This is a genomic window from Serratia sp. JSRIV004 (assembly GCF_019968705.1).
GTDB classification, from domain to species: domain Bacteria; phylum Pseudomonadota; class Gammaproteobacteria; order Enterobacterales; family Enterobacteriaceae; genus Chania; species Chania fonticola_B.
In genome coordinates this window covers 4,769,409-4,792,108 of record NZ_CP074140.1, presented here as the reverse complement: position 1 = coordinate 4,792,108, position 22,700 = coordinate 4,769,409, and the positions used below count along the sequence as shown (strand labels likewise).

Here is a 22,700-nt window from a genome sequence, read left to right as displayed (position 1 = left end):
ATCGACGACATCAACGTAAGAACACAAAAAATCATGTTTGAAATTAATCCGGTAAAAAACCGCATTCAGGATGTGTCCGAGCGGACAGCCGTTCTCAGGGGGTATCTTTGACTATGATGCCAAGAAAGAACGCCTAGAAGAAGTTAACGCCGAGCTGGAACAGCCGGACGTTTGGAACGAACCTGAACGCGCACAGGCATTAGGCAAAGAGCGCTCGTCGCTGGAAGCCATTGTCGAAACCATCGATCAGCTGGAACAGGGCTGTGAAGACGTCACTGGCCTGCTGGAACTGGCGGTTGAGGCGGAAGACGAAGACACCTTCAACGAGACCGTGGTTGAGCTCGATCAACTGAGCGCCAAGCTGGAACAATTAGAATTCCGTCGTATGTTCTCTGGTGAATACGACAGCGCGGACTGCTATCTGGATATCCAGGCAGGCTCCGGCGGCACCGAAGCGCAGGACTGGGCCAGCATGCTGCTGCGCATGTACCTGCGTTGGGCGGAATCCAAAGGCTTTAAAACGGAAGTGATTGAAGAGTCCGACGGCGACGTCGCGGGCCTGAAGTCGGCAACTATCAAGATTATCGGCGACTACGCGTTTGGCTGGTTACGTACTGAAACCGGCGTGCATCGCCTGGTACGCAAGAGCCCATTCGATTCCGGTGGCCGTCGCCATACTTCCTTCAGTTCCGTATTTATCTATCCGGAAGTGGATGACGATATCGATATCGAAATCAACCCGGCCGATCTGCGCATTGACGTTTACCGCGCCTCCGGTGCTGGTGGTCAGCACGTTAACAAAACCGAGTCGGCGGTGCGTATTACCCACTTGCCAACCAATATTGTGGTGCAGTGCCAGAACGATCGCTCTCAGCATAAGAACAAGGATCAGGCATTCAAACAGCTGCGCGCCAAGCTGTATGAATACGAGATGCAAAAGAAAAATGCTGACAAGCAAATGCTGGAAGACAACAAGTCCGATATCGGCTGGGGCAGCCAAATCCGTTCTTACGTGCTGGATGACTCCCGCATCAAGGATTTGCGCACCAACGTCGAAACACGTAATACGCAGGCCGTACTGGATGGCGACCTGGATAAATTCATTGAGGCAAGTTTGAAAGCCGGGTTATGAGGAACAGAAATGTCTGAGCAACAAGCACAAGGCGCCGAACAGGCGTTGGATCTCAACAACGAGCTGCAGTCACGCCGTGAAAAATTGGCCGCGCTGCGCGAGAACGGCATTGCGTTCCCGAACGACTTCCGTCGTGATACCACCTCCGACAAACTGCATGCCGAATACGGCAGCAAAGAAAACGAAGAGCTGGAATCACTGGGTATCGAAGTGACCGTAGCTGGCCGTATGATGACCCGCCGTATCATGGGTAAAGCCTCCTTCGTGACGCTGCAGGACGTGGGTGGCCGCATTCAGCTCTACGTCGCACGCGACGATCTGCCTGAAGGTGTTTACAACGAGCAGTTCAAGAAATGGGACCTGGGCGATATCCTCGGCGCACGCGGTAAGCTGTTCAAGACCAAAACTGGCGAACTGTCTATCCACTGTACCGAGCTGCGTCTGCTGACCAAAGCACTGCGTCCGCTGCCAGACAAGTTCCACGGCCTGGCCGATCAGGAAACCCGTTATCGCCAGCGTTATCTGGATCTGATCGCCAACGAAGAATCCCGCAACACCTTCAAGATCCGTTCGCAGGTGATGGCGGCGATCCGTAACTTCATGGTGGGTCGAGGCTTTATGGAAGTCGAAACCCCGATGATGCAGGTGATCCCTGGCGGCGCGTCTGCTCGTCCGTTCGTCACGCACCACAACGCGTTGGACATCGACATGTACCTGCGTATCGCGCCAGAGCTGTATCTGAAGCGCCTGGTGGTAGGTGGCTTCGAGCGCGTGTTCGAGATCAACCGTAACTTCCGTAACGAAGGCGTTTCCCCGCGTCATAACCCAGAGTTCACCATGATGGAACTCTATATGGCGTATGCGGATTACAAAGACCTGATTGAGCTGACCGAGTCGCTGTTCCGTACGCTGGCGCAGGACGTGTTGGGTGACGTCAAGGTGCCTTATGGTGATGAGGTGTTCGACTTCGGCAAGCCGTTTGAAAAGCTGACCATGCGTGAAGCGATCAAGAAATACCGCCCGGAAACCAACCTCGACGATCTGAACGAGATGGCTAGCGCGGTAGCGATTGCCGAATCCATCGGCATCAAGGTAGAGAAGAGCTGGGGTCTGGGTCGCGTAGTTACCGAGATCTTCGAAGAGACCGCAGAAAGCCATCTGATCCAGCCAACCTTCATCACCGAGTACCCGGCAGAGGTTTCTCCGCTGGCACGCCGTAACGACGAGAACCCGGAAATCACCGATCGTTTCGAATTCTTTATCGGCGGGCGTGAAATCGGTAACGGCTTCTCAGAGCTGAACGACGCAGAAGATCAGGCGCAGCGTTTTGCCGATCAGGTTAGCGCGAAAGATGCTGGTGACGACGAAGCGATGTTCTACGACGAAGACTACGTCACCGCGCTGGAACATGGCCTGCCGCCAACCGCGGGTCTGGGCATCGGTATCGACCGTATGGTGATGCTGTTGACCAACAGCCACACCATCCGCGACGTGATCCTGTTCCCGGCCATGCGCCCGAGCAAGTAACGTTAGCTGAGTGATTAAGCCGGTGCAGGCGACTGTGCCGGTTTTTTTTCGCCTGAAGAGAGCGGGGTGTTGCTAACCGCTTAAAACATCGGCAGTTATGCGTTATCTTCTCTTGCCCGGCGCGCATAACCGGTTATAATGCCAGTCGCACACCTAAGCGGGTGTAGTTCAATGGTAGAACGGCAGCTTCCCAAGCTGCATACGAGGGTTCGATTCCCTTCACCCGCTCCAATCTCAAGTCTCCCTGAACACCACTAAAATCAACTATTCTCTGATTTAATAACGTTTTATCATTTCCCATATCAACTTGGTTCAACCCGTGTTTCCCCAATCAAACCACTATCTTCTATAGAAATGTGTTTAGTTACACCTATGCAGTTTGAAACTATACTCATGCCATCTTGGAAAACCACTTCTGCGTAGATCTGACAAACCGCCTTACAATGAGAGGGGATAAGGCATGGTTCGGTTGGTAATGATTTTACTTGGGGTAGATTATTTACGTAACCGCTGGCGAGGGTTGATGATTGCCGGTTGGTTAGGCGTGTTAGCGGGCTTAATCGTTTTCATCGATGCGTTGGATAACGCGATTTATTTCCCTTTGCATCCCTTTGCTTTCCTGTTGCTGATCGAGGGACTGGCAACGCTGATGGTCGCGCATACCGGCATCGGCGGACAACGTACCTTGCGTTATGTGAAAGGAGGCGCATTTTCCCTGGCCGCGATATTGATCTTGAGTGGACAACACCATGGCCATTTTATTTTATCGATGATTTTTGGCACGTTGTTTTTGGCCGATGGGTTATTGCAAATTGTCTCCGCTGGGGTCGTGCGCTATAAAAACTGGAAGTTGGTAGTGGCTGGCGGTGTATTGGAAGTGATGTTAGCTATTTTCTTCTTTCAGCCCTACCCGACCCATTATGTCGGCACCGTGCCTTATTGTTTAGGTCTTGGGTTGATGTTTGGTGGGTGGAATATGGTTATGCTGGCGATGCGCGTCAAAAAGCTGGAGGTCAACCCCGCGGTTTTGGGTAATAAGGCCGCTGAGGAAGCCAGTAGTGCAGTAACCACGCCTTTGGTGACTGAATGGGAAGGCCCTCCGGCTGATGATGAACCTGCACTGACCATACATGTCTGGACTCCTGTGGGATCCTCGAAGAGTAAAACGGTGCCTCATCCTGTGATTGATCGTTATATTGCTGCGGTGGATAAAAATGGGGTGATTTCCACCGGCCATGCTGCACTTGAATCTCCGGAAGGTATATATATCAGTTTGTATCCAGCGGTCGATATTGATCGGTCGCCAGATCAATTTACCCGCTTGCTGCGGGCAACCGCAGACAATAATGTTGAAGGGAAATTCCAACCGGATTATGTGACAGAGTCAGGGGCATGGTGTCCTTCAACCCAGCGTGTGCGGATCAGGAACTACGATGCTGAACGTCTGAAACGGTTCTGGGAAGTTTATCGTGAAGACAATACGTATAATCTCACGCATCGTAACTGCTCAAGCAGTGTGGCGCGGGGTCTTGAAGCAGCGCTGGAAGGCGTAGTGAGTAAGATATGGGGACAACGTGGCCACTGGTGGGTGTTGAGTAAAATTCTCACGACGCCGGAATTATGGGTGGCGGTACAAATACGTAAACGCGCAAAAACGATGGCCTGGACACCAGGGCTGATGCTTGACTATGCACGTGCATTGAGCATGTTGGCGGATCCCCGGCCGGCCGGTTGGATAACCACCATACGACGAGCCCTGGAGAAAATGTTATCTTTGCGCAAGCAATGGCGTGATGAAAAAGCGCAGGGCACGATAGCGTCAAATGTTCGCAGTGAGCCCTCAAATGACAAAGGCAAGTAGCGATTATGGTAATGTTTCCCCTTTTATACGCAGGGCTTTATTATTTGCATCAATAGCATTACGAACACTGTGCTGATTGGCATCAAAAATATCGTCAATAAACCACTGCTCATTCTCAGCCACTAAATCAAACGTGGTGGTAGTCGTGAGACTGTTATCACTAAAAGCGCGAAAAGTGACTGCGGCATGCGATTTTTTATTATCGTTCGAGAGAATATTGATATCCGTCACCACCAGGTTCTGATAATCCTGACACTGGCAGATCGGGTCGGCGTCAAGATAGCCTATATCGCCCGGTAAGGTTAGCGCCTGATCCTCTTCCAACACCGCGAGGAATTGCTTTGAAGCAATCCGTTTCGGGCCCGTTTCGCCGATGAATGCGGTTGCAACATCATCATGGCCATAGGTGGCATAGATCCGTGCTATAAAGTTACTGGGATTTTCAATGGCCGATGCGGGCTGCGTAAGTGCAGCAAACGAAAGCAGAGAGAAACAGAGCAAAGCAAAAATGCGCATGGTTACAATTCCTTAATCGTTCTCTATCCCTTAAATCAACGGTCCATACTACGGTGTGCTCACCTTGATGGCAACGCTTGGTCGTTCTTGTTCAGCCCTGTACGAAACCAAGGTATACGCTGGAAAACTATTCCTAAAGAAAGGGATGCGCTCAAAGATCACCACGGTGAACGCGATGATTAATATCATAGCCAAGAACAAAACCACCAGAGACAACACAAACCAGAAGCCACTCACTTCAATCGTTGTAAGCCCTATAGATGCACTATACAAAGCCCCGAAAATGAGGATAAGTGATATAGTGATCCCAACGAAATTTGCCAGCCTTCTTCGTCGGCTTTTCTTCTGAAACTCAAACGTCGAGGGGTTAACATTGAAGTCATAGAAAACCTCCTCAGAAATCACCAGTTCGGGCCGTTGTAGAGAGGCAATCTGCATCAGTATTGCACGTGTAATCTCCCAGTGATGCTTGAATTTCTTTATTTCATGCACCGGGATTAAATTTTCTTTCGTTTCACCGGATTGGGTTTGGGTGTAGATAATCAGGTTTTTAGTATTATTTTTATAGCCCGTATTACGAAAGCCAATCGTGGCCTTGGTGCCGTCTTCTAACGAACCTGTGACTTCTGGCCATAGTAGCTGATAATGACTTACACCGCCTGAAAGATCGTTGTATCGCGTATAGAAAACACCTTGAGAGGTGACGTTAAAGTACACCTCTCCATGCTTTAATTTTAAGTTGTCGCTAATTCTTTTAAAGAATAAATAATTCAGGGGGAGAAGGATCAATAAAAATAAAACACCAAGTAGAAAGGTGTCACCCTCGATAAAAAATAGGGTTGGCGTAGCCAGAGATGCAATGAAAACAAGTGTGAAAACGGGAGAAAGCAATAAGTAGAGCGTCTTTGTCGCTATTCTACGCTCGATGGCAGACACATCATCACATCGCTTGGAGGGGCTGGCGAAAAACGCGGTATGTTCGGTAATCATACTTTTATATCCCTATAATCAATCACATAATCCTGAATTAGTGTCTTACTGTACCCTAGCTAGTTAGCCGGAAGGCTTAAAACCCAAGAACTCAAGCCTGGTAGATTACCAGACTCAGGGACTATTTTCTGCTTACGATAAACCGCTCGCTGCAAGGGAGAACACCGCTTTCGAGGACATGTGCCCGACAAGATTATTTCAGGATGAAAGGCGATAGGAACGGCTCGGCAGATTGTTCGAGCAGGGTGATAAGCTCAGGATCCATATATTGATAGTCATCGGGGATATCGAGAACGTGCAGCGGTTTGTGTTCCAACAGGCGCTGATACTCGGCAACCAACCGGCTCTTGTGCTTTTGCTCCATGACAAAAATCATATCTGCCCAGCGCAATAACGCCGGCGTTACCGTTTTTTTGGCATTACGGCTGGTCCCGGCCGACCTGGTGGTCAGGCCGGGAGTCCGTTGCCATATGCGTTCTGCGGTAGGGCTGCGCCATTGGTTACGGCTACAGACAAACAGCACATTCATGGTTAATCAATCTCATCAAGTGAGTTACGCCGGGCTACGGCGCGGGATACTTGTGGGTATTCAATGCCTAGTTGCCTCGCCCGGGTCACTTTATGTGAGCGGGTATAGAGCATTTTCCACTTTTTCTCTTTGGTGAACTTGGGTTGAAAATCCCCCATCTCACGGTGTTTGTTGCGTTTGTTATTTACCAGGCGCCAGGCCCGGCCACGTATGTCAGTCATGTTAATGCCTCATCGGTGTTATCGGGGTTCAGCAGCCGCGATAATACGAGAGGTGGTGCAGCAGCATCTTATGCCGCCCGGTAATGCTAACATTTCGGCTATAAACAATAAATCGTCTTTATTCTGTGGCCACTGCTCTGACGAGGTCGCAACCTCTCTACGGGAAATAAAAGGAATGCATGATGTCAGTAAAGGATAAGTTGTTGGCACTGTTTGTGGTGGTGGCCTGGGGGCTGAACTTTGTGGTCATCAAAGTTGGTCTGTATGGCATGCCACCGTTTTTACTGGCGGGCCTGCGTTTTGCGCTTGTCATGTTCCCGGCAATCCTGTTTGTCAAACCACCGAAAATCCCGCTCCGCTGGATGCTGGCGTACGGCATCACCATCAGCTTTGGTCAGTTCGCTTTCCTGTTTATGGCGATCAAGCTTGGCATGCCTGCGGGCTTGGCATCACTGGTGTTGCAGGCCCAGGCTTTCTTTACCATTTTGCTCGGCGCACTGTTGCTGGCAGAAAAGCTGAAATGGAACCATATTGCCGGGATTATGATTGCCACCGTTGGCATGTTTATGCTGGCTAGCGCGGGCATGGCTGGGCAAACGACGGCGGGTATCACGTTGACCACCATGATGTTGACGCTGGCCGCAGCGCTATCTTGGGGACTGGGGAATATCACTAACAAGGTGATTATGCGCGATCGTAATGTGCCGATCATGTCACTGGTGGTGTGGAGTACACCCGTACCGGTGGTGCTGTTCTTCATATGCTCATGGTTGTTTGAGGGGCAAGCGCTGTTGATTGACAGCCTGGTGCATATTCAAGGTGAAACCATTCTGGCGCTGCTCTATCTGGCGTTTGTTGCCACCATTATGGGTTATGGCATCTGGGGTAACCTGCTGAGCCGTTACGAAACCTGGCGCGTTGCGCCGTTAACGCTGCTGGTGCCGGTTATCGGTATTGTCTCAGCTGCATGGTTATTAGGCGAAAGGCTATCATTGCAACAAATGATCGGTGCATTGGTGATCATCGTGGGCTTGTTGGTCAATGTGTTTGGCGGGTTGCTCAAGCCTGCCATCAGAAAATATCAACAGCGCTAGTGGTGTGAAGGGGGAGAATGCTGAACTCCCTCATCTACTCTTTTTTTCATGCTGTGCCGTCATCCATTGAAGGCAGCGCGATAAACCATGAGCCACTCTGCTATTGCAGGCCCTAATCTAATAGCTTCACTCCCCCACACATTTTGCGACTATTCCGGATCCATCGCGATAGGCATCGGTGGTACAGTGGCCCGATTTTCATTCATTTTGATGTTTTTTTGGCTGTTGAACGCCGAGGTGTGAGTATGAGTAAGTTTATTGCAGCGGGCCTGCTGGCCGTTTTACTGTCCGGGTGTGCTACCGAGTCGCCTTGCGTACCGGTCTATGACGACCAAGGCCGTCTGGTTCATACTAATACCTGTATGAAAGGCACCACCCAGGATAACTGGGAAACCGCCGGGGCGATTGCAGGCGGGGCGGCAGCGGTCGCTGGCCTGACATTGGGTATTATCGCGTTAACCAAATAGTGATTTTTTAGTCGGGGCGCAGCATAGGCGCCCCGATCCTATTACTGCTGTTGAGCCAGTTTTTTGCTGTCACAGCCGGTACTTTTACATTCCCGCTCTACGCTTTTCAGAAAATCGATACGGCTTTGCATGGTCTTGTTTGAGCAGGCGACATTGATCATGGAATCGTCGCTACATTGACTGTCCCGATTTTTAAGCCATTCGATCTGCGACTGCTTCAGCGTCTGCTTTTGCGGTTGGGTCAGCAACCCCATCACCTTCTTGTATTGCACATTGATCTCTTGATCCAGTTGCACCATCTCCAATGCCGCGCAGTAGGTCACGTCATAAGGGGTGCGCGGGCTGTCACAACCACCGGCCAACGTAGTGGCAGAGACCAACAGCAGCGAACATCCCAAGATTGTTTCTTTAATCACTTTGCACTTCTCCGTGTTTGGTTTTGAACTGGCTACACAGTAAACCAATGCCGCATTTTGCAATAGCCCGATTGAAGACAAAAATTCAACCGGGCGTATGCGGTGCTCTTACTTAAGTCTCAAGCCTCGGTTTGCGGTGTGACCTTTTGCTTATCGGAGTTCATACAGCTGTAGATCACCGGCAGCACCAACAGCGTCAGCACGGTAGCAAAGCCCAGGCCGAACATGATCACCACCGCCATGCTTTGGAAGAAGGCATCGCTAAGCAGTGGGGCCAGGCCGAGTACGGTGGTAAAGGCCGTCAGCAGGATAGGGCGCAAGCGTGAGGTAGAGGCGTCGATGATGGCTTCCAGGATTGGTTTTTCCTGCCGTTGTAACCCGATCTCCTCTACCAGCACAATGCCGTTACGGATCAACATCCCGCTCAAACTCAACAGGCCAATCAGCGCCATGAAGCCAAACGGGATACCGGTTAGCAGGAAGCCCACGGTTACCCCAATCAACGCTAGCGGAATGGTCAGCCAGATGGCGACGGCATTTTTTAGTGAGCTGAACATCAGCACGGTGATGATGAACATGATCACAAAGGCTACCGGCAGGCTGGTGAACAACCCTGCCTGGGCTTCCTTGGTACTTTCATAGTCGCCGCCCCAATTCAGTTCATAGCCGAGCGGTAATGGGATGGCATCAATATCCGGTTTGATGCGTTGTAACAGTTCGGCAGAGGTTTCACCGCTCTGGGAGCTAGGATCGGCCTGAACCGTCAGGGTGCGTTTGCGATCCCGGCGCATGATCAGAGGATCTTCCCACTCGGTAGTAAAGCCGTTGACCACGTTGTCGATGGGAATAAACGCCTGCCGTGCCTGGCTCCAGATCATCACGTCGTTCAACCGTTCGGCATTCAACCGCTCCGAGTCCGGCGTTCTTAACACAATCGGCATTAACCGTGTGCCATCACGATATAGGCCAACGGCGATCCCGCCAAAACTCATGCGCAGTGCACTGTCGATTTCGCGTTTATCCACCCCTAATTCACGGCCAAGATAATCCGAAAACTGCGGGCGAATGACCTTGCTGCGCTGTTGCCAATCGTGCATCACGCCGTCGGCATTGGGGTCGGCGCTGGCGATAGTTTCTGCCTTGGCCGCCAGCGTTCGCAGCACGTTAGGATCCGGGCCGATAAAGCGTGCTTCGATGGAACTGTTATTCGAAGGCCCGAACATGATGCGCTTGGCCTGGGCGTTCACCTGAGGGAAATTGTTGCGTACGTAGCCCTCTATTTGGCCGATCATACCGGGGATCTGGTTGAGCTGTTTGGCTCGTACCATGATCTGTGCATAGTTGGAATATTGCCGCTGTGCGTTGTAGGTGAGCATAAAGCGCATCGCACCCTGGCCGATGGTGACCATGGTATCGCTGACGCCTTCTTGCGCCTGGATATGCTGCTCGATCTCGGCGGCTATCTTTTCGGTGTAGGCGATATCGGTGCCATAGGGCAGCCAGAGATCGACGAAGAAGATCGGCGTATTGGACGGTGGGAAGAAGCTTTGGCGCACGTTACCAAAACCGATCACCGAGACAACCATCAACGCGGCCAGCACCCCCAGCGTAATGGTGCGCTGGCGCAGCAGTTTGCCCAACAGATTGCGATAGACGCGGAACAGCCAACCGTCATAAGGCGACTTGACCGGCTCATCGGGTTTTGGCTCGGCCATTTTCTGTTTTTCAAACGCCCATTTGGTGAATACCGGCGTCAGGGTCAAGGCGGTGAACCAGCTCAGCATCAGAGAGATCAGCAGCACCTGGAACAGTGACTTACAGTATTCCCCGGTGGCATCGTTGGATAAGCCGATCGGTGCAAACGCCAGAATGGCAATCACCGTCGCCCCCAGTAGCGGGAACATGGTGCGTTTGACCACGTTATTAATGGCCTGCAGGGTTTTCTCACCCTGTTGCCGCCCAACCAGCACGCCCTCGACGATCACAATGGCGTTATCCACCAACATACTTAAGGCGATCACCAACGCCCCGAGCGAAACGCGCTGCAGCTCAATGTTGAACAGCTTCATGATCAGCAGGGTGCCAAGCACGTTCAGCGCCAGCGAGGCGGCGATCACCAGCCCGCTGCGCACCCCCATAAAGATCAGCAGGGTGCCGACCACGATCAGCAGCGCCAGCAAAAAGTTCATGATAAAGCCGTTCACCGCGCCTTCTACTTCATGGGACTGATCGTAGAAAACGCTGATATCCATCCCGGCGGGGCGTTCGGCTTGCAGTTGGGCCAACCGGGCCTTGACCGCTTCGCCCACCACAATCACGTTCACATTCGGGGCAAAGGATACGCCGATGGAGAGCGCAGGCCGCCCGTTGGCACGGTAGATATTATTGGGGGAGTGGGTTACGCCCTGGCTGATAGTGGCGATATCGCGCAGGTAAACGCTGCGCGGGCTACCCGGCTCGCTAATCAGCAGGTTACCCAACTCTTGCACGCTGGCAAATTCCCCGGTGGGATGCAGCCTGATCGACTCGCTGCCCACCAACAGATCTCCGGCGTTGGACACCACGTTCTGCCGGCTCAGCAGATCGTAAAGCCGCTGTGGGATAATATTGGCGGCGGTCATCTGGGCGCGGGAGATCTCAATCTGCACCTCTTCCGGGATCACCCCGACAATCCCCACCTTGCCCACGCCTGGCACCACCACTAACTCACGGCGTAGCAGCTCGGCAAAGTTGCGCAGCTCCTGATTGCTAAAGCCGTCGCCATACAGCGAGAAGAAGAAGCCGTACACATCGCCAAAATCATCGTTCACTATCGGTGGGCTGGCACCGGGGGGCAACCGTATCGCGGCATCGCCAATGCGCCGGCGCAGCACATCCCAGATTTGCGGCAATTCGGCGGCTCCGTATTCGGCACGGATATTAATGGTGATCTGCGACAGCCCCACGCTGGAGATGGAGGTCACGTTGTCGATATATGGCAACTGCTGAATGGCATTTTCCAGCGGCAGGGTGACTTCTTCCTCCACCTGCTGGGCCGAAGCGCCGTCATAGCGGGTGACCACCACCGCAGTCTTGATGGTAAAGGCCGGATCCTCCAGCCTGCCGATGTTGAGAAACGCCAGCACGCCGCCAATGCCTAGCAGCAGGATAGCCAACCAGATTCGGGTGCCGTTGTTGATAAAGTTCTCTGTCAGTTTCATTACAGACCTCGCTCACGGACCCAGGCGCGCACTTCCTGATTGGGGCGCAGTTCGCGAGTACCGGCGGCGACGATCCGTTCACCATCGGCCAGACCGGATACGATCTGTATTCCGTTCGCGGTCAGTTGTCCGGTTTCAACCTGACGAGATTCCACAAACAGTTTGCCATCACGTTCCTTGATCACCCACACGTGGGGCTGATTGCGTGGGCTGTTATCTGGGTTAAATATTGCTTCTACGGGCACAATGACATTGGTCTTCTGCGAAGCCCCGGCCAGATTACCGAGATTGATTTTCACGCTGCCGCTCATTCCCGAGAGCATTGGCAGATCTTTTGGGCGCGGCATGGTCAGGGTCATTTGATAGGTCAATGAGCCCGCGGTGGTATTGGTGGTGTGTTCTTTATAGCGGGCGGTAAACTCGCGGCCCGGCAAGTTGTTCAACAGAACAATAGGTTGGTACTGTGCATTGTTTTCATCAATCACAATGAACAGATTTTCGGGGATGCTGAAGACCACATCCAGCGAATCCAGCGAGTTCAGGGTCGCTATCGGTTGGCCTGCCGGGATCACTTGATAGTTACGGGCAGTGAGCGTGGCAATCACACCGGTAAAGGGGGCACGGATTTGCATATCGCTCACTTCTTCCCTGGCCAACTTCAAGGCGGCTTGGGCCGAATCACGCGCTGCGCGATGAACATCCAGTTCGGCACGGGGAATAACATTGCGGGCACTCAGGGTGGCGAAACGATTGAATTGCGCCTGCGCCAAATCGAACGTGGCCTGCCGATCACGTAGCCGCAGGCGCGCGTCATTACTGTTTAGCTCGGCAATCACTTGCCCCTGGTTGACTCGTTCCCCTTCGCGTACCAGCAATTGTTGCAGTTGCCCCGGGCGCTTAAAAGCCAGGTCGGTACGGTCACCCGCGATAATCCTGGCTGGGAAGATGCGTACTCCTTGCTGGGCACTGTTGCTAACTTCAAAGATATTCACCGGACGGACGCTTTCGAGTTCTTTAGGCGTCTCTCTGTCACAGGCAGTAAGAAAAAGTGTGCAAAGCACAACGGCAACCAGTTTTATATTCACGATGCAATCTCTTAGGATCGGATTTTAGGGGGAGCGATGAGTTAACTCGTTGACCATATGCATCACGTCTTACCGCTCGTCTAGGCCAGCTCCGGCCTTGGTTCACGCTGCTGCGGGAACTTAATCTTGCTACTGTGACCGTAGGACACAACCCTCTGGGATTTCACGCACTCCTGACGCGATTCCCGGTACCCGCTAGCGGGCGTGCGCAACCCATGTTGTTTCCTTCAGTTTCAACCACTCGTAGACTCTTCAAGCTTAGTATGCCGTTTGCCAACGTGAGTAAATTATCTTCAGTTCATGCCGTTGGCCCGGTTTCGGTTATGGCTAATCAATCAACGCTAATGATTTCCCGGCTAAGATGATCGGTAACAGATAATCAGCATCCGCGGTAGCAGGATGCCGAGGATGGTACGGATTAAGATGATTCTTGGTTATGATCTAAATCATTTTCCGCAATTATGTTGGTGGCTATGATAAAAGTCCCAGTCCCGCACACCTTGTGCTATCAATGATGCAAGTTGTTCTGCTTTCTCCCTCCGATTATCGCCTCGTAATACCGTTTAGATTTTCTTTAATATCTTGCGTTCTTGATGTGGGGTTATTTTCACGTTCAGGGAATTGTCCTTTATTAATTTCTTTTATTTGGTACGGTATATCTAGTGGTGTATTTTTTATTGTGTTTAATCTTGTTCTTTAACGGGAAATATCCTGTATTAGCGGCATTATGATTTGGTTGCAATAGGTCAATTGCCACAAAAATTATTATTGATCTGCTTTAAACGTCGGGCTATCCTTGGGCTAGAGTTCTTTTGATAGAGCGAAATAATTCAGCTTAACGTAATTTCCTGCGCTTTAATAAAGGTATGGTTAATCGTGCCTTTATATCAAGCGTAGGATTGCTCTATCACTGATGATAGGCGTTACTCGGGCTGTTTTTGTTTCACTTTTATAAAAAGGACGATGTTGTGAAAAAAGTTAATACACTTGAAGCAGATACAATTGTTGGCGGTAAATGTAAAAGAGTCTGTGCTGTTGAGTATGTGGGTGGCGCTGGTGGTGCTTGCTATGTAGTCAGAACTTGTCTGGATAAGAATGGCCGAATTGTGAGTCAGACTAGCTCCTCTGTTGATTCTGCCAACTGCCCGGCAGGCCGGCCGTAAGCTCTTCCTGAGTTTCAGGATATAAATTTGGGCTGATGCGATAGGATTTTCGCATCGGCCTGTTTGAAAAGTGGTGCTTATTGATGGACAGGGATGTGATGGCTGCTGGCTCGCCAACGGCGCTACGTGCTAAATAAAAATGGCTATCCCTCCGTTATAAGATCTCATTGGTGTGCCTTTTTTAGGAGATATGGTTTATGTTCAAAAAACCCCTACTGCTTCTCATTTATACCTTGGCGATCATCGTTATTTCCTCGTTGATCACGACGGCCTATTTCCACTATTTTGTATTGAATCAGGGCATCGAACAGCAAGCTCTGGTTGCTGTCAGCGATGACGAGATCAAGAATAGCCCGATCAAAGAGGGTAATACCCTCGTCGAGATATTCTCTTACGGCTGCCACTACTGTGCCATAAACGAAGAGAATATTGCCAAGCTGGAAGCGCGTATGCCAGCAGGGACAAAACTGATCCGTCTGCATCTCAATAATGCGCAGAGCAATGGCCTGGCAAGTTACGCCCCATTATTTGCCACCCTGACGGTGATGGGTATTGAAGCTCAGCATCGTGAAAGTGCCTATAACGCCGTCATCAAACAGCAAAGCGATCTGAGTCAACCCCAAAATCTTGATAGCTGGTTGATGGAGAATGATATCGATCTCGCGGCTTATCACGCAGCCAGTCAAACTCCGCAGGTCGCAGAGTTGCTGAGCTATATGACCATGGTATCCGATCACTACAAAATCAACGCGACCCCAACCTTTATCGTCAGCAAGAAGTGGCTGGCACTGCAGGATCGCGATTTCCCGGAATTTGCCGATCACCTGCTGTCGTTGCTGCAGCATGATAAACCGCTGGAGCAATAATGCGCTTCTTTGCCGTGTGGGTTTATCTGGCCTGGAGAGATGCCCTCGCAAAAATCGCGCGGGGTTTTTTACCGTTGCGCAGAACACAGCACAAGACCGTTTGCTGGTTGCTGCGGCATGGCGATTATCGTTGGTTTCTTGGGCTGGCGGCGCTTAGCCGCTGGCTGCGGTTGAATAATCGGGGGGAGCGCAGGCGTGCGTTTGTGGCCGCAGCCAATAAGCAATGCCTGATTAAGGATGACCGCAAGGTGGATTTTGCCAAGATCAGCCAGCGTCGTCGTTTGTTGGATCTGGCCGCTGCCTATGCCGGTAACGCTCACCTCCTGGCCCAGTTGGAACACTGTCAGGTACAGCTCAACGCAGTTGTCGAACCCTTGCACCGAGCAGGGCAACCGGTGGTTCTTGCACCGCTGCATATGGTTTCTGACGTGTTGGCTGGCATGGTAGGAGCTGGGGTGTTTCCGGGGCAGGCAACGGTGGTGGTTTCTGCCAGTGCGGAGGTCTATCAGGAAAGAATGCGACAGCAAGCGGGAATTCACCTGTCTTACTGCTCGATCCATGATGATAACCGGGCGATTGCCGGCAATTTGACTAGCGCGATTATGGCGGCGGCCGATCATCAACGCAATATCATGATTTTCCCGGATATCTCGCCGGATTACACCGTCAATACCAATGAGGCGAAAACGGCGAAGCTCAGTTGCCGCCTGTTTGATCGCCCGGCCAACCTGCACAGCGGCGTTATTCGTATCGCCAGAGCCTTGTCTGCACAGGTGGTCTCTTATTACCTGTATTACGATCAGGGAATAAAGATCCACATCTATCCGCCGATACCGGCCTGCAATCTGAAAGCCAAACTGCCGGAACTGATTGAAACGTCGATCGTCAGGCACCCTGAAGATTGGCTGTTATGGCACTCACATTCGTTATTTTTTATCAATGAATAACCTGGAAATTGAAGAAGTCAGATCATGGAAAAGATAATCCCGGCGCTGGTGTTTCAAGGCGAAACGAATGAATGTGGGCTGGCCTGCATCGCCATGATGGCGGAAACGCAGGGCATCAGTGCGCCATTGGAGAGCTTGCGGGAGCGCTATCCCGCCTCGCAGCATGGCACCTCGCTGGCCACACTGTGCGACATTATGGCGGAACTGGCGATGCCCGCCTATCCCGTTGCTTTCGAGCACGGTGAACTGGCGGAAATACCGCTGCCTGCCATTTTACATTATGGGGCGAGCCATTATGTGGTGTTGGCCTACCGTAAAGGTAATCATGTCTGCGTGATGAACCCGGGCATTGGTCAGCAACTGTTGCCGATTGATGCGTTAAAAATGGAAATCAGCGGTTATGCGTTGGTGCTGGACAGTGAAGCCCAGCCTGACTCTCAGGCGCTGGCCAATGTTCAGCCCAGTAAGCGCTTCAGTGCGTCCGACACCATGAGCCTGAAAGAAACCGCGCGTATCCCCGGTATTTACCGGCTGATGATACTGGCGTTTCTGATCTCTTTAACCCTGTTTATTATGCCGACGATGGTCAGCAGCGCCATCAATCAGGTTTTTTCCAGCGCAGGTGAAACCGACTTCCCTTATTTCTACTTCCTGCTGGCATTTGTCGTGTCGACCACACTGGCCTTCGGCGTGCGTTGGATCACCGAGCGCTTTATCAAACGCTTTGTGGTGATCAACAGCGTGGCGGGATTCTCGCGCCTGCTCAGCAATTCACTGAACTTCTTTGATAAACGCGCGCCGGGCGAAGTCTTCAGCCGTTTTTCCAACTGGCAGATGGCGTCAGGGACTAAAATCGAGCTGGATAACGGCCTGCGTACCGACTGGATCATTGGCGCTATCGCACTGGCGGTGATGTGCTACATGAGCCCGCTGCTGGCTATGGTGTCTGGTGTGGGGGTCACTCTGATGGGATTGGTCAGCGTCTGGGCCATCTATCGTGACCGTTTTTACACCCAGCAGTTGCAGGTAAAAACCGCCGAGCAGAGCGACTTTATCCTGGAGAGTATTCAAGGGTTCTCCACCATCAAGTCCGCCGGATTGGACAGCCAGCGCAAAGGGATGTTCGCCAAGTTTACACTGTCGTTGTTTACCTGTCGCCAGCAGCAGAAGATGTATGAGCAGGTCAAAAGCAGCCTGTATCAGTTGATCGGCAGCCTGGAGATGGTGTTCTTTATGTTGCTGGCGCTGCCGTTGCTGAAAAACGGCACTATCACGCTGGGTGAGTTCTTTGCCTACAGTTTTGTGCGTGAAATCTTCACCTCTTATATCACCAAGATTTTCTACTCCGTTCTGCAAAAGAACCAGTTGCACGTGATCGATACCCGCGCCAGAGACTTGTTCCCATCGCGGCCTGAACAGGATAGGGCGGAGGATGCGGTACCCACACCGATCCCTAAATTCACTTCGCAGTTACGTTATAAAAATATCGCCTTTGCCTATGACGCCCAGCAGCCGGTATTGCAAGACCTTTCTCTGTCGCTAAAACCTGGGAAAAGCATTGCCATTGTGGGTGAGTCGGGGGCGGGGAAAAGTACCTTGCTGAAGGTGATGACCGGCCTGATGACACCCCAGCAGGGGCAGGTGATTGTTGATGGCCAACTGCTCGATTATCAGCAGGTGCACGCGTTGTTCTTCCTGCAAAGCCAGGAGGACATCTTGTTCAATGCCTCGGTGCTGCAAAATATCACCCTGTTTGATGAGGGGTTTGATGAGCGCAAACATCGGCAGATCGAGCGCTCCCTTACAGGTCTGAATCTGAGCTCGGTGATAGAAAAACTTCCGGGGGGCTTGAATGCCCTGATCCGTGAAAGCCATGCAGGGCTTTCGCTGGGGCAGCGCCAACGTCTGCTGCTGGCGCGGGCTATGTACAGCGATCGTCCGGTGCTGGTGCTCGATGAGCCTACGGCCAACCTGGATGAGGAAACGGCGCACCAGGTGATGACCACCTTGCTGACGCATTGTCGCGAGCAGCATAAAACGCTGATCACCGTGACGCACAGCGAAAGCGTATTGCCGATGTTTGATCGGGTGTACCGCGTGAGCAACGGCCATGTGGTGAGCGTTGCTACGGAGCTTGAAGCGTCAACAGCGTTAACCACGGCGGTGAGTTAATGAAGTTGAAAATGTTTGGCATGGATAAACGCAGGCTAGTGTCGATTGCCTTGCTGTGTCAGGTGGTGTTGATCGGCACGATCGCCTGGTTCATCGTTGGGCCTACGCACAATAATACCTATGACATCGAAGAGATCGCCCGTGGCGATATCGAGAAAACCGTGTTGGCCACCGGTATCCTCAAACCGGCGTTGCAGGTCAGCGTCGGTGCGCAGGTTAACGGACAATTGCAAAAGCTGTATGTGAAGCAGGGCGATCGCGTCACCCGAGGACAACTGCTGGCGGAAATCGATCCGACCTTGCAACAGAATGAGTTGCGTAAATCGGAGGCTGCCTTGCAAAGCGCTCAGGCGCAGAAACAGGTCACCCAGGCAACGCTCAAGCAGTATCAGCAGGAATTGAAGCGTCAAATGAGGCTGGATCGTGATGGTTCAGGCGTGAAAAGCGATCTGGAGAAGGCGCAGGCGCAGTTCCAAACCCAGCTTGCCCAGTTGAAGGTCAACGACGCGCAGATCGTTCAGGCGCAGATGGAGCAGCAAACCGCGAAAGCCAATCTGGACTTTACCCGCATCGTCGCGCCGATCGATGGCGAAGTGTTGGGGATCGTCACCAAAGAAGGGCAGACCATCGTGTCGTCACAAACCGTGCCGACCATTCTGGTGCTGGCGGATGTCGACACCATGACGGTACACACCCGTATTTCGGAGACTGATATCCTGAAGGTGCGAGTCGGGCAACCACTGTGGTTCTACGTTGTTGCCGATCCCAAACAGCGTTACGAAAGCGTGATGGGCTCGATCCAGGAAGCCCCGAACGAAGCCTTGCAGGAAGGTAACTCGTCAGGCTCTGCCAATCAGCAGGCTTCGGCGGTCTATTACAGCGGCGTGTTTGCCATTGCCAACAGCAAACGTCTGTTGCGCACCTCGATGACCGCTCAGGTCTTTATTATCACCGAACAGGTGAAGAATGCCCTGCGCGTGCCGGTGGCCGCCTTCGGTGAACAGCAGGGTAAAGATCGTTATCAGGTACAGGTGATGAATGGCAAACAGCTTGAAACACGCTGGATCCGCATCGGCCTGAACGATCGCCAGTTTGCCGAAGTGAAAGAGGGGCTGAAAGAGGGAGACCGCGTAGTACTGGCGCAGCGTGCCGTCGGGAGTGCTAGCAATGGTTAAGTTATCCACTCCCTTGATCGTACTGAGCGGCATTTCCCGCCATTTTGTCTCCGGGTTGCAGACCGTGGCGGTGCTGAAAAATATCTCTCTCTCCATTCAGCGTGGCGAAATGGTGGCGATCATTGGCGCGTCCGGCTCGGGGAAATCCACGCTGATGAATATCATCGGCTGCCTGGATAAGCCTACGCAGGGGGAGATGCAGATCAAGGGGATCTCCACCCAGCTTGCCAGCAGTGAGCAGTTGGCTCAGCTACGCAGTCAGTACATCGGGTTTATTTTCCAGCGTTATCACCTGATGCCCTACCTGAGCGCCGCCGAAAACGTCGCCATTCCCGCCCTGTATACCGCGATGCCTGCGGCAGAACGCCAGACGCGGGCCGAATACCTGCTCACCCGGCTTGGATTGCAGCACCGAATGGATTACAAACCGGCGCAACTCTCCGGTGGGCAACAGCAGCGTGTCAGTATTGCCCGGGCGTTGATGAACGGGGCGGAAATCATTCTGGCCGATGAACCGACCGGTGCGCTCGACCGTGCCAGTGGTCAGGAACTGATGGGGATCCTGCATTCCCTGCACCGTTCGGGGCATACCATCATTATCGTCACCCACGATCGGGACGTGGCCAATCAGGCGCAGCGCATTATCGAAATCAGCGACGGCGAGATCGTGGCCGACCAGCGTAATGAGGCGGTAGCCCTGCAGGAAACCAAACCTGCGCTGCCAGTTGCCGCGGCTACCGGGCGCAACCCGTTCTGGCCGAGCGTGCAAGAGGCGGTCAAGATGGCCTGGCGTGCGTTGCTGGGGCATCGAGCAAGGGCCTTTTTGTCGATGTTGGGCATCATTATCGGCGTCTCTTCCGTGGTGTCGTCAATGGCGGTGGGTGAGGGCGCACGTCAAAATATACTCAATGAAATTAGCCAATTAGGTAGCAGTACCTTAGATGTCCGCCCCGGACTGGGGTGGGATAAACCGCGCCCGGACCTCGCCCGCTCGCTGACGGTGGCTGATGTTGAGCTGTTGGAGCACCAGCCTTATGTCGACAGCGTATCGCCGGTGGTCAGCAAAACCGTGGCCGCGGTGCGCGGTGGCAAAGAGGCGATGGCTTCGATTTCCGGTATCAGCAACGCCTATTTTCGTGTGCAGGGCCTGAATTTCCTTTCCGGCAACGGCTTTACCCGGCGCGATCTGGATGAGCGTGAGCCGGTGGTGATCATCGATCCGCAATTACGCGACACGCTGTTTGAGCCGGATGAAGTGGCTGAGGGCGGGATCGTCCAGCTTGCAGGTACCCCTTACCGGGTGATCGGCGTTGCTGAACCTAAAGGCGGCAAATACAGCGGCATGATGTTGGGTGCCTGGATGCCTTATACCGCAGTGCTGGAGCGCATGTCCGGCGATATGCCGATCGAGTCGATTATGCTGCGTGTGCACGAAGGGTCCTCGCTTATCGAAGCACAGGGGCGCGTCGAACGGCTGTTGGAACAGGCGCATGGCCGGCGCGATTTTTTCACCCAAACCAATGACCAGATGACCAAGGCCATCCGTAAAGCCTCGGATTCGATGACGCTGCTGATCACCGCCATTGCCGGGATTTCACTGCTGGTGGGCGGGGTTGGCGTGATGAACATCATGCTGGTTTCGGTTACCGAACGTACCCATGAGATCGGCATACGCCTTTCGGTCGGTGCGCGGCCAGTGGACATCATGCGCCAGTTCCTGATTGAGGCGATGGTGATCTGCTCGCTGGGTGGGTTGATTGGCATTATTGGCTCCGGGCTGGCCGGGGTGATTTTCTCCCTGGTGACACAGGAGTTCACCATGATTTTTACCTGGCCGCCGTTGGTGCTGGCCTGTGGGTTCTCGGCGTTGATCGGCTTGGGTTTTGGTTTTTTCCCGGCGCGCAATGCGGCGCGTCTGCATCCAACGGAGGCGTTGGCGCGCGAATGACGAACAACAAACTTTCTCTGGTGATGCTATTGCCACTGCTGTTGAGCGGTTGTGGCTCCTTGACGAAAAGCGATTATCAGCGGCCAATGCTGTCAGTACCTGCCGAGTGGCGGATGCAACAGAGCGGAAGCGATTTTCTGCAACACACCGAGCATTGGTGGGATAACTTCGACGATCCGCAGCTCTCCGTGCTGATTGGGCGGGTGCTGACCAGCAACAACGATCTGGCCATTGCCGGGCTGCAACTCCAGCAGGCGAGGCTGGCGGCCGGGCTGAAGAATACCAACCTGACGCCAACCGCGACGGCAAACGGCGGGGTCAGTAATAGCAAGAACCTGCGTCAGAATACGAACTCCACAGAGTCTTACAACAGTGGTCTGGAGCTAAGTTATGAATTGGATTTGTGGGGCAAACTGGCACGAACCAGAGAGCAGGCGCAGTGGCAGGCTGAGGCCAAGGAACAGGATCGGCAAAACACCGCGCTGACGCTCATCGGCAACACGGCGCAGTATTATTGGCAGATCGCCAACCTTAATCAGCAAATCAAGCAACAGCAAGCGGGGCTGGAAATCGGCCAACAGACGCTGGCGATGGTGCAATCGCGTTATGACGCCGGTGCCGCCGGGCAGATCGACCTGCAACAGGCACAGCAATCGCTGATCAATCGTGAGAATAACTACCGCACGCTGCAACAGCAGCGGGAAGAGAATCGCAACGCGCTGGCGATCCTGTTCAACCGTTCACCCACCGATCGCCAGGCCGAACGCCGCTCCCTTGATATCAATCAGGAAGTGCCGGTAGCGAGCGCTTTGCCGGTAGAAGCGATTGCCCGTCGGCCTGATGTGCAGGCGGCAGAAAAGACTTTGCGTGCTGCGCTGGCAGGGTCGGATGTGGAGCGTTTGAACTTCTACCCTTCGCTTTCGCTGAGTGCTTCACTCAATGCGGGCAGCACGATTTTCCAGCAGTGGTTCAGCAACCCGAGCAGAAGCTTGGGGAGCAGCGTTGCTTTACCCTTCCTGAACTGGAATACCGTGCAACTGACCATCGAAATAGCCGATTTAGACGTCAAGCAGGCGGCGATCGCTTTCCGCAGCCAGGTCTACAACGCGTTGGCGGACGTGGACAACGCCATGTCGCAACGGCTCAGCTATCAACAGCAAAAAATCAATCAGCAACGCAACCTGCGGCTTGGTCATCAGCGTTTGGCGCTGGCCAACAGCCAGTATCAGGCCGGTGCGGCCTCCCTCCAGACCTTGCTGGATGCCGAGGATGCGTTATTGACCATTGAAAGCAATTTGTCAGATCTGCAGTACAACTACCTCAACGCCACCATGAAGCTGTGGCTGGCGTTGGGCGGCGGTGTGGAAAAAGACGGTGATATAACAGGATGA

18 protein-coding genes and 1 tRNA gene are annotated in these 22,700 nt (G+C 53.0%); 12 read left to right on the top strand and 7 right to left on the bottom strand.

The window, feature by feature from the left end:
* Window positions 1-33: 33 nt before the first annotated feature.
* The 4 genes from prfB to KGP21_RS22790 all read left to right on the top strand — a co-directional run bounded on the left by prfB (window position 34) and on the right by KGP21_RS22790 (window position 4,520).
* Window positions 34-1,132, top strand: a protein-coding gene (gene prfB, locus KGP21_RS22805) for a peptide chain release factor 2 (RefSeq protein ID WP_098929871.1) whose coding sequence is annotated in 2 segments (ribosomal slippage) — window positions 34-108 and window positions 110-1,132 — 1,098 coding nt in all. Because the reading frame shifts where the segments join, the coding sequence is not laid out codon by codon here.
* Between the two features lie 9 nt (window positions 1,133-1,141).
* On the top strand, window positions 1,142-2,659 hold the full coding sequence (gene lysS, locus KGP21_RS22800; RefSeq protein ID WP_021806189.1) for a lysine--tRNA ligase: 1,518 nt from the start codon (window positions 1,142-1,144) through the stop codon (window positions 2,657-2,659).
* 157 nt (window positions 2,660-2,816) lie between these two features.
* Window positions 2,817-2,890: transfer RNA gene (locus tag KGP21_RS22795), tRNA-Gly, on the top strand.
* Between the two features lie 229 nt (window positions 2,891-3,119).
* Window positions 3,120-4,520: an HdeD family acid-resistance protein gene (locus tag KGP21_RS22790; protein WP_223500290.1), complete on the top strand. Its 1,401-nt coding sequence runs from the start codon at window positions 3,120-3,122 to the stop codon at window positions 4,518-4,520.
* Window positions 4,521-4,523: 3 nt separating this feature from the next.
* On the opposite strand, the gene KGP21_RS22785 is transcribed toward KGP21_RS22790, so the two are convergent.
* The 4 genes from KGP21_RS22785 to KGP21_RS22770 all read right to left on the bottom strand — a co-directional run bounded on the left by KGP21_RS22785 (window position 4,524) and on the right by KGP21_RS22770 (window position 6,776).
* Window positions 4,524-5,036, bottom strand: coding sequence for a DUF3828 domain-containing protein (locus KGP21_RS22785; protein WP_223500288.1), 513 nt, complete (start codon window positions 5,034-5,036; stop codon window positions 4,524-4,526).
* Between the two features lie 48 nt (window positions 5,037-5,084).
* A complete protein-coding gene (locus tag KGP21_RS22780; protein WP_209528718.1) occupies window positions 5,085-6,026 on the bottom strand; it encodes a hypothetical protein in 942 nt (313 codons plus the stop codon).
* A gap of 193 nt (window positions 6,027-6,219) precedes the next feature.
* Entirely contained in the window at window positions 6,220-6,555 is a 336-nt protein-coding gene (locus tag KGP21_RS22775) for a low molecular weight protein tyrosine phosphatase family protein (protein ID WP_059201684.1), read from the bottom strand.
* Window positions 6,556-6,557: 2 nt separating this feature from the next.
* Entirely contained in the window at window positions 6,558-6,776 is a 219-nt protein-coding gene (locus KGP21_RS22770) for a hypothetical protein (protein ID WP_021806176.1), read from the bottom strand.
* A gap of 182 nt (window positions 6,777-6,958) precedes the next feature.
* On the opposite strand from KGP21_RS22770, the gene KGP21_RS22765 reads away from it, so the two are divergent.
* Both KGP21_RS22765 and KGP21_RS22760 read left to right on the top strand, forming a co-directional pair.
* Window positions 6,959-7,870, top strand: coding sequence for an EamA family transporter (locus KGP21_RS22765; RefSeq protein ID WP_059201683.1), 912 nt, complete (start codon window positions 6,959-6,961; stop codon window positions 7,868-7,870).
* A 245-nt stretch (window positions 7,871-8,115) separates the two neighbouring features.
* Window positions 8,116-8,337, top strand: coding sequence for a hypothetical protein (locus tag KGP21_RS22760; RefSeq protein WP_021179822.1), 222 nt, complete (start codon window positions 8,116-8,118; stop codon window positions 8,335-8,337).
* 41 nt (window positions 8,338-8,378) lie between these two features.
* Here the strand turns inward: KGP21_RS22760 and KGP21_RS22755 are convergent, their stop codons facing one another.
* The 3 genes from KGP21_RS22755 to KGP21_RS22745 form a co-directional block, all read right to left on the bottom strand.
* Window positions 8,379-8,753 carry a lysozyme inhibitor LprI family protein gene (locus KGP21_RS22755; protein WP_021806174.1) on the bottom strand — a complete coding sequence of 125 codons (375 nt, stop codon included), beginning with the start codon at window positions 8,751-8,753 and terminating at the stop codon, window positions 8,379-8,381.
* Window positions 8,754-8,872: 119 nt separating this feature from the next.
* A complete protein-coding gene (locus tag KGP21_RS22750) occupies window positions 8,873-11,953 on the bottom strand; it encodes an efflux RND transporter permease subunit (RefSeq protein ID WP_223500286.1) in 3,081 nt (1,026 codons plus the stop codon).
* The gene (locus KGP21_RS22745) at window positions 11,953-13,038 is read right to left on the bottom strand and encodes an efflux RND transporter periplasmic adaptor subunit (RefSeq protein WP_059201682.1); all 1,086 of its coding nucleotides are present in this window, start codon (window positions 13,036-13,038) and stop codon (window positions 11,953-11,955) included. Before KGP21_RS22745 ends, KGP21_RS22750 begins: the two co-directional genes overlap by 1 nt.
* A 1,360-nt stretch (window positions 13,039-14,398) precedes the next feature.
* Here KGP21_RS22745 and KGP21_RS22735 point away from each other — a divergent pair.
* Genes KGP21_RS22735 through KGP21_RS22710 form a run of 6 tightly spaced genes read left to right on the top strand, consistent with a single transcriptional unit; the run spans window position 14,399 to window position 22,700 of the window.
* The gene (locus KGP21_RS22735) at window positions 14,399-15,067 is read left to right on the top strand and encodes a DsbA family protein (RefSeq protein WP_179248339.1); all 669 of its coding nucleotides are present in this window, start codon (window positions 14,399-14,401) and stop codon (window positions 15,065-15,067) included.
* Window positions 15,067-16,014, top strand: a complete 948-nt coding sequence (locus KGP21_RS22730; RefSeq protein ID WP_115159255.1) for an ABC transporter — start codon at window positions 15,067-15,069, stop codon at window positions 16,012-16,014. The genes KGP21_RS22735 and KGP21_RS22730 overlap by 1 nt, the downstream gene beginning before the upstream one ends.
* A gap of 24 nt (window positions 16,015-16,038) precedes the next feature.
* Complete coding sequence (locus tag KGP21_RS22725; RefSeq protein ID WP_223500284.1) at window positions 16,039-18,186, top strand: peptidase domain-containing ABC transporter; 2,148 nt, start codon at window positions 16,039-16,041, stop codon at window positions 18,184-18,186.
* Complete coding sequence (locus KGP21_RS22720) at window positions 18,186-19,361, top strand: efflux RND transporter periplasmic adaptor subunit (protein WP_166733267.1); 1,176 nt, start codon at window positions 18,186-18,188, stop codon at window positions 19,359-19,361. The genes KGP21_RS22725 and KGP21_RS22720 overlap by 1 nt, the downstream gene beginning before the upstream one ends.
* Window positions 19,354-21,309, top strand: coding sequence for a MacB family efflux pump subunit (locus tag KGP21_RS22715; RefSeq protein WP_021806167.1), 1,956 nt, complete (start codon window positions 19,354-19,356; stop codon window positions 21,307-21,309). Before KGP21_RS22720 ends, KGP21_RS22715 begins: the two co-directional genes overlap by 8 nt.
* The gene (locus tag KGP21_RS22710) at window positions 21,306-22,700 is read left to right on the top strand and encodes an efflux transporter outer membrane subunit (RefSeq protein WP_223500282.1); all 1,395 of its coding nucleotides are present in this window, start codon (window positions 21,306-21,308) and stop codon (window positions 22,698-22,700) included. Before KGP21_RS22715 ends, KGP21_RS22710 begins: the two co-directional genes overlap by 4 nt.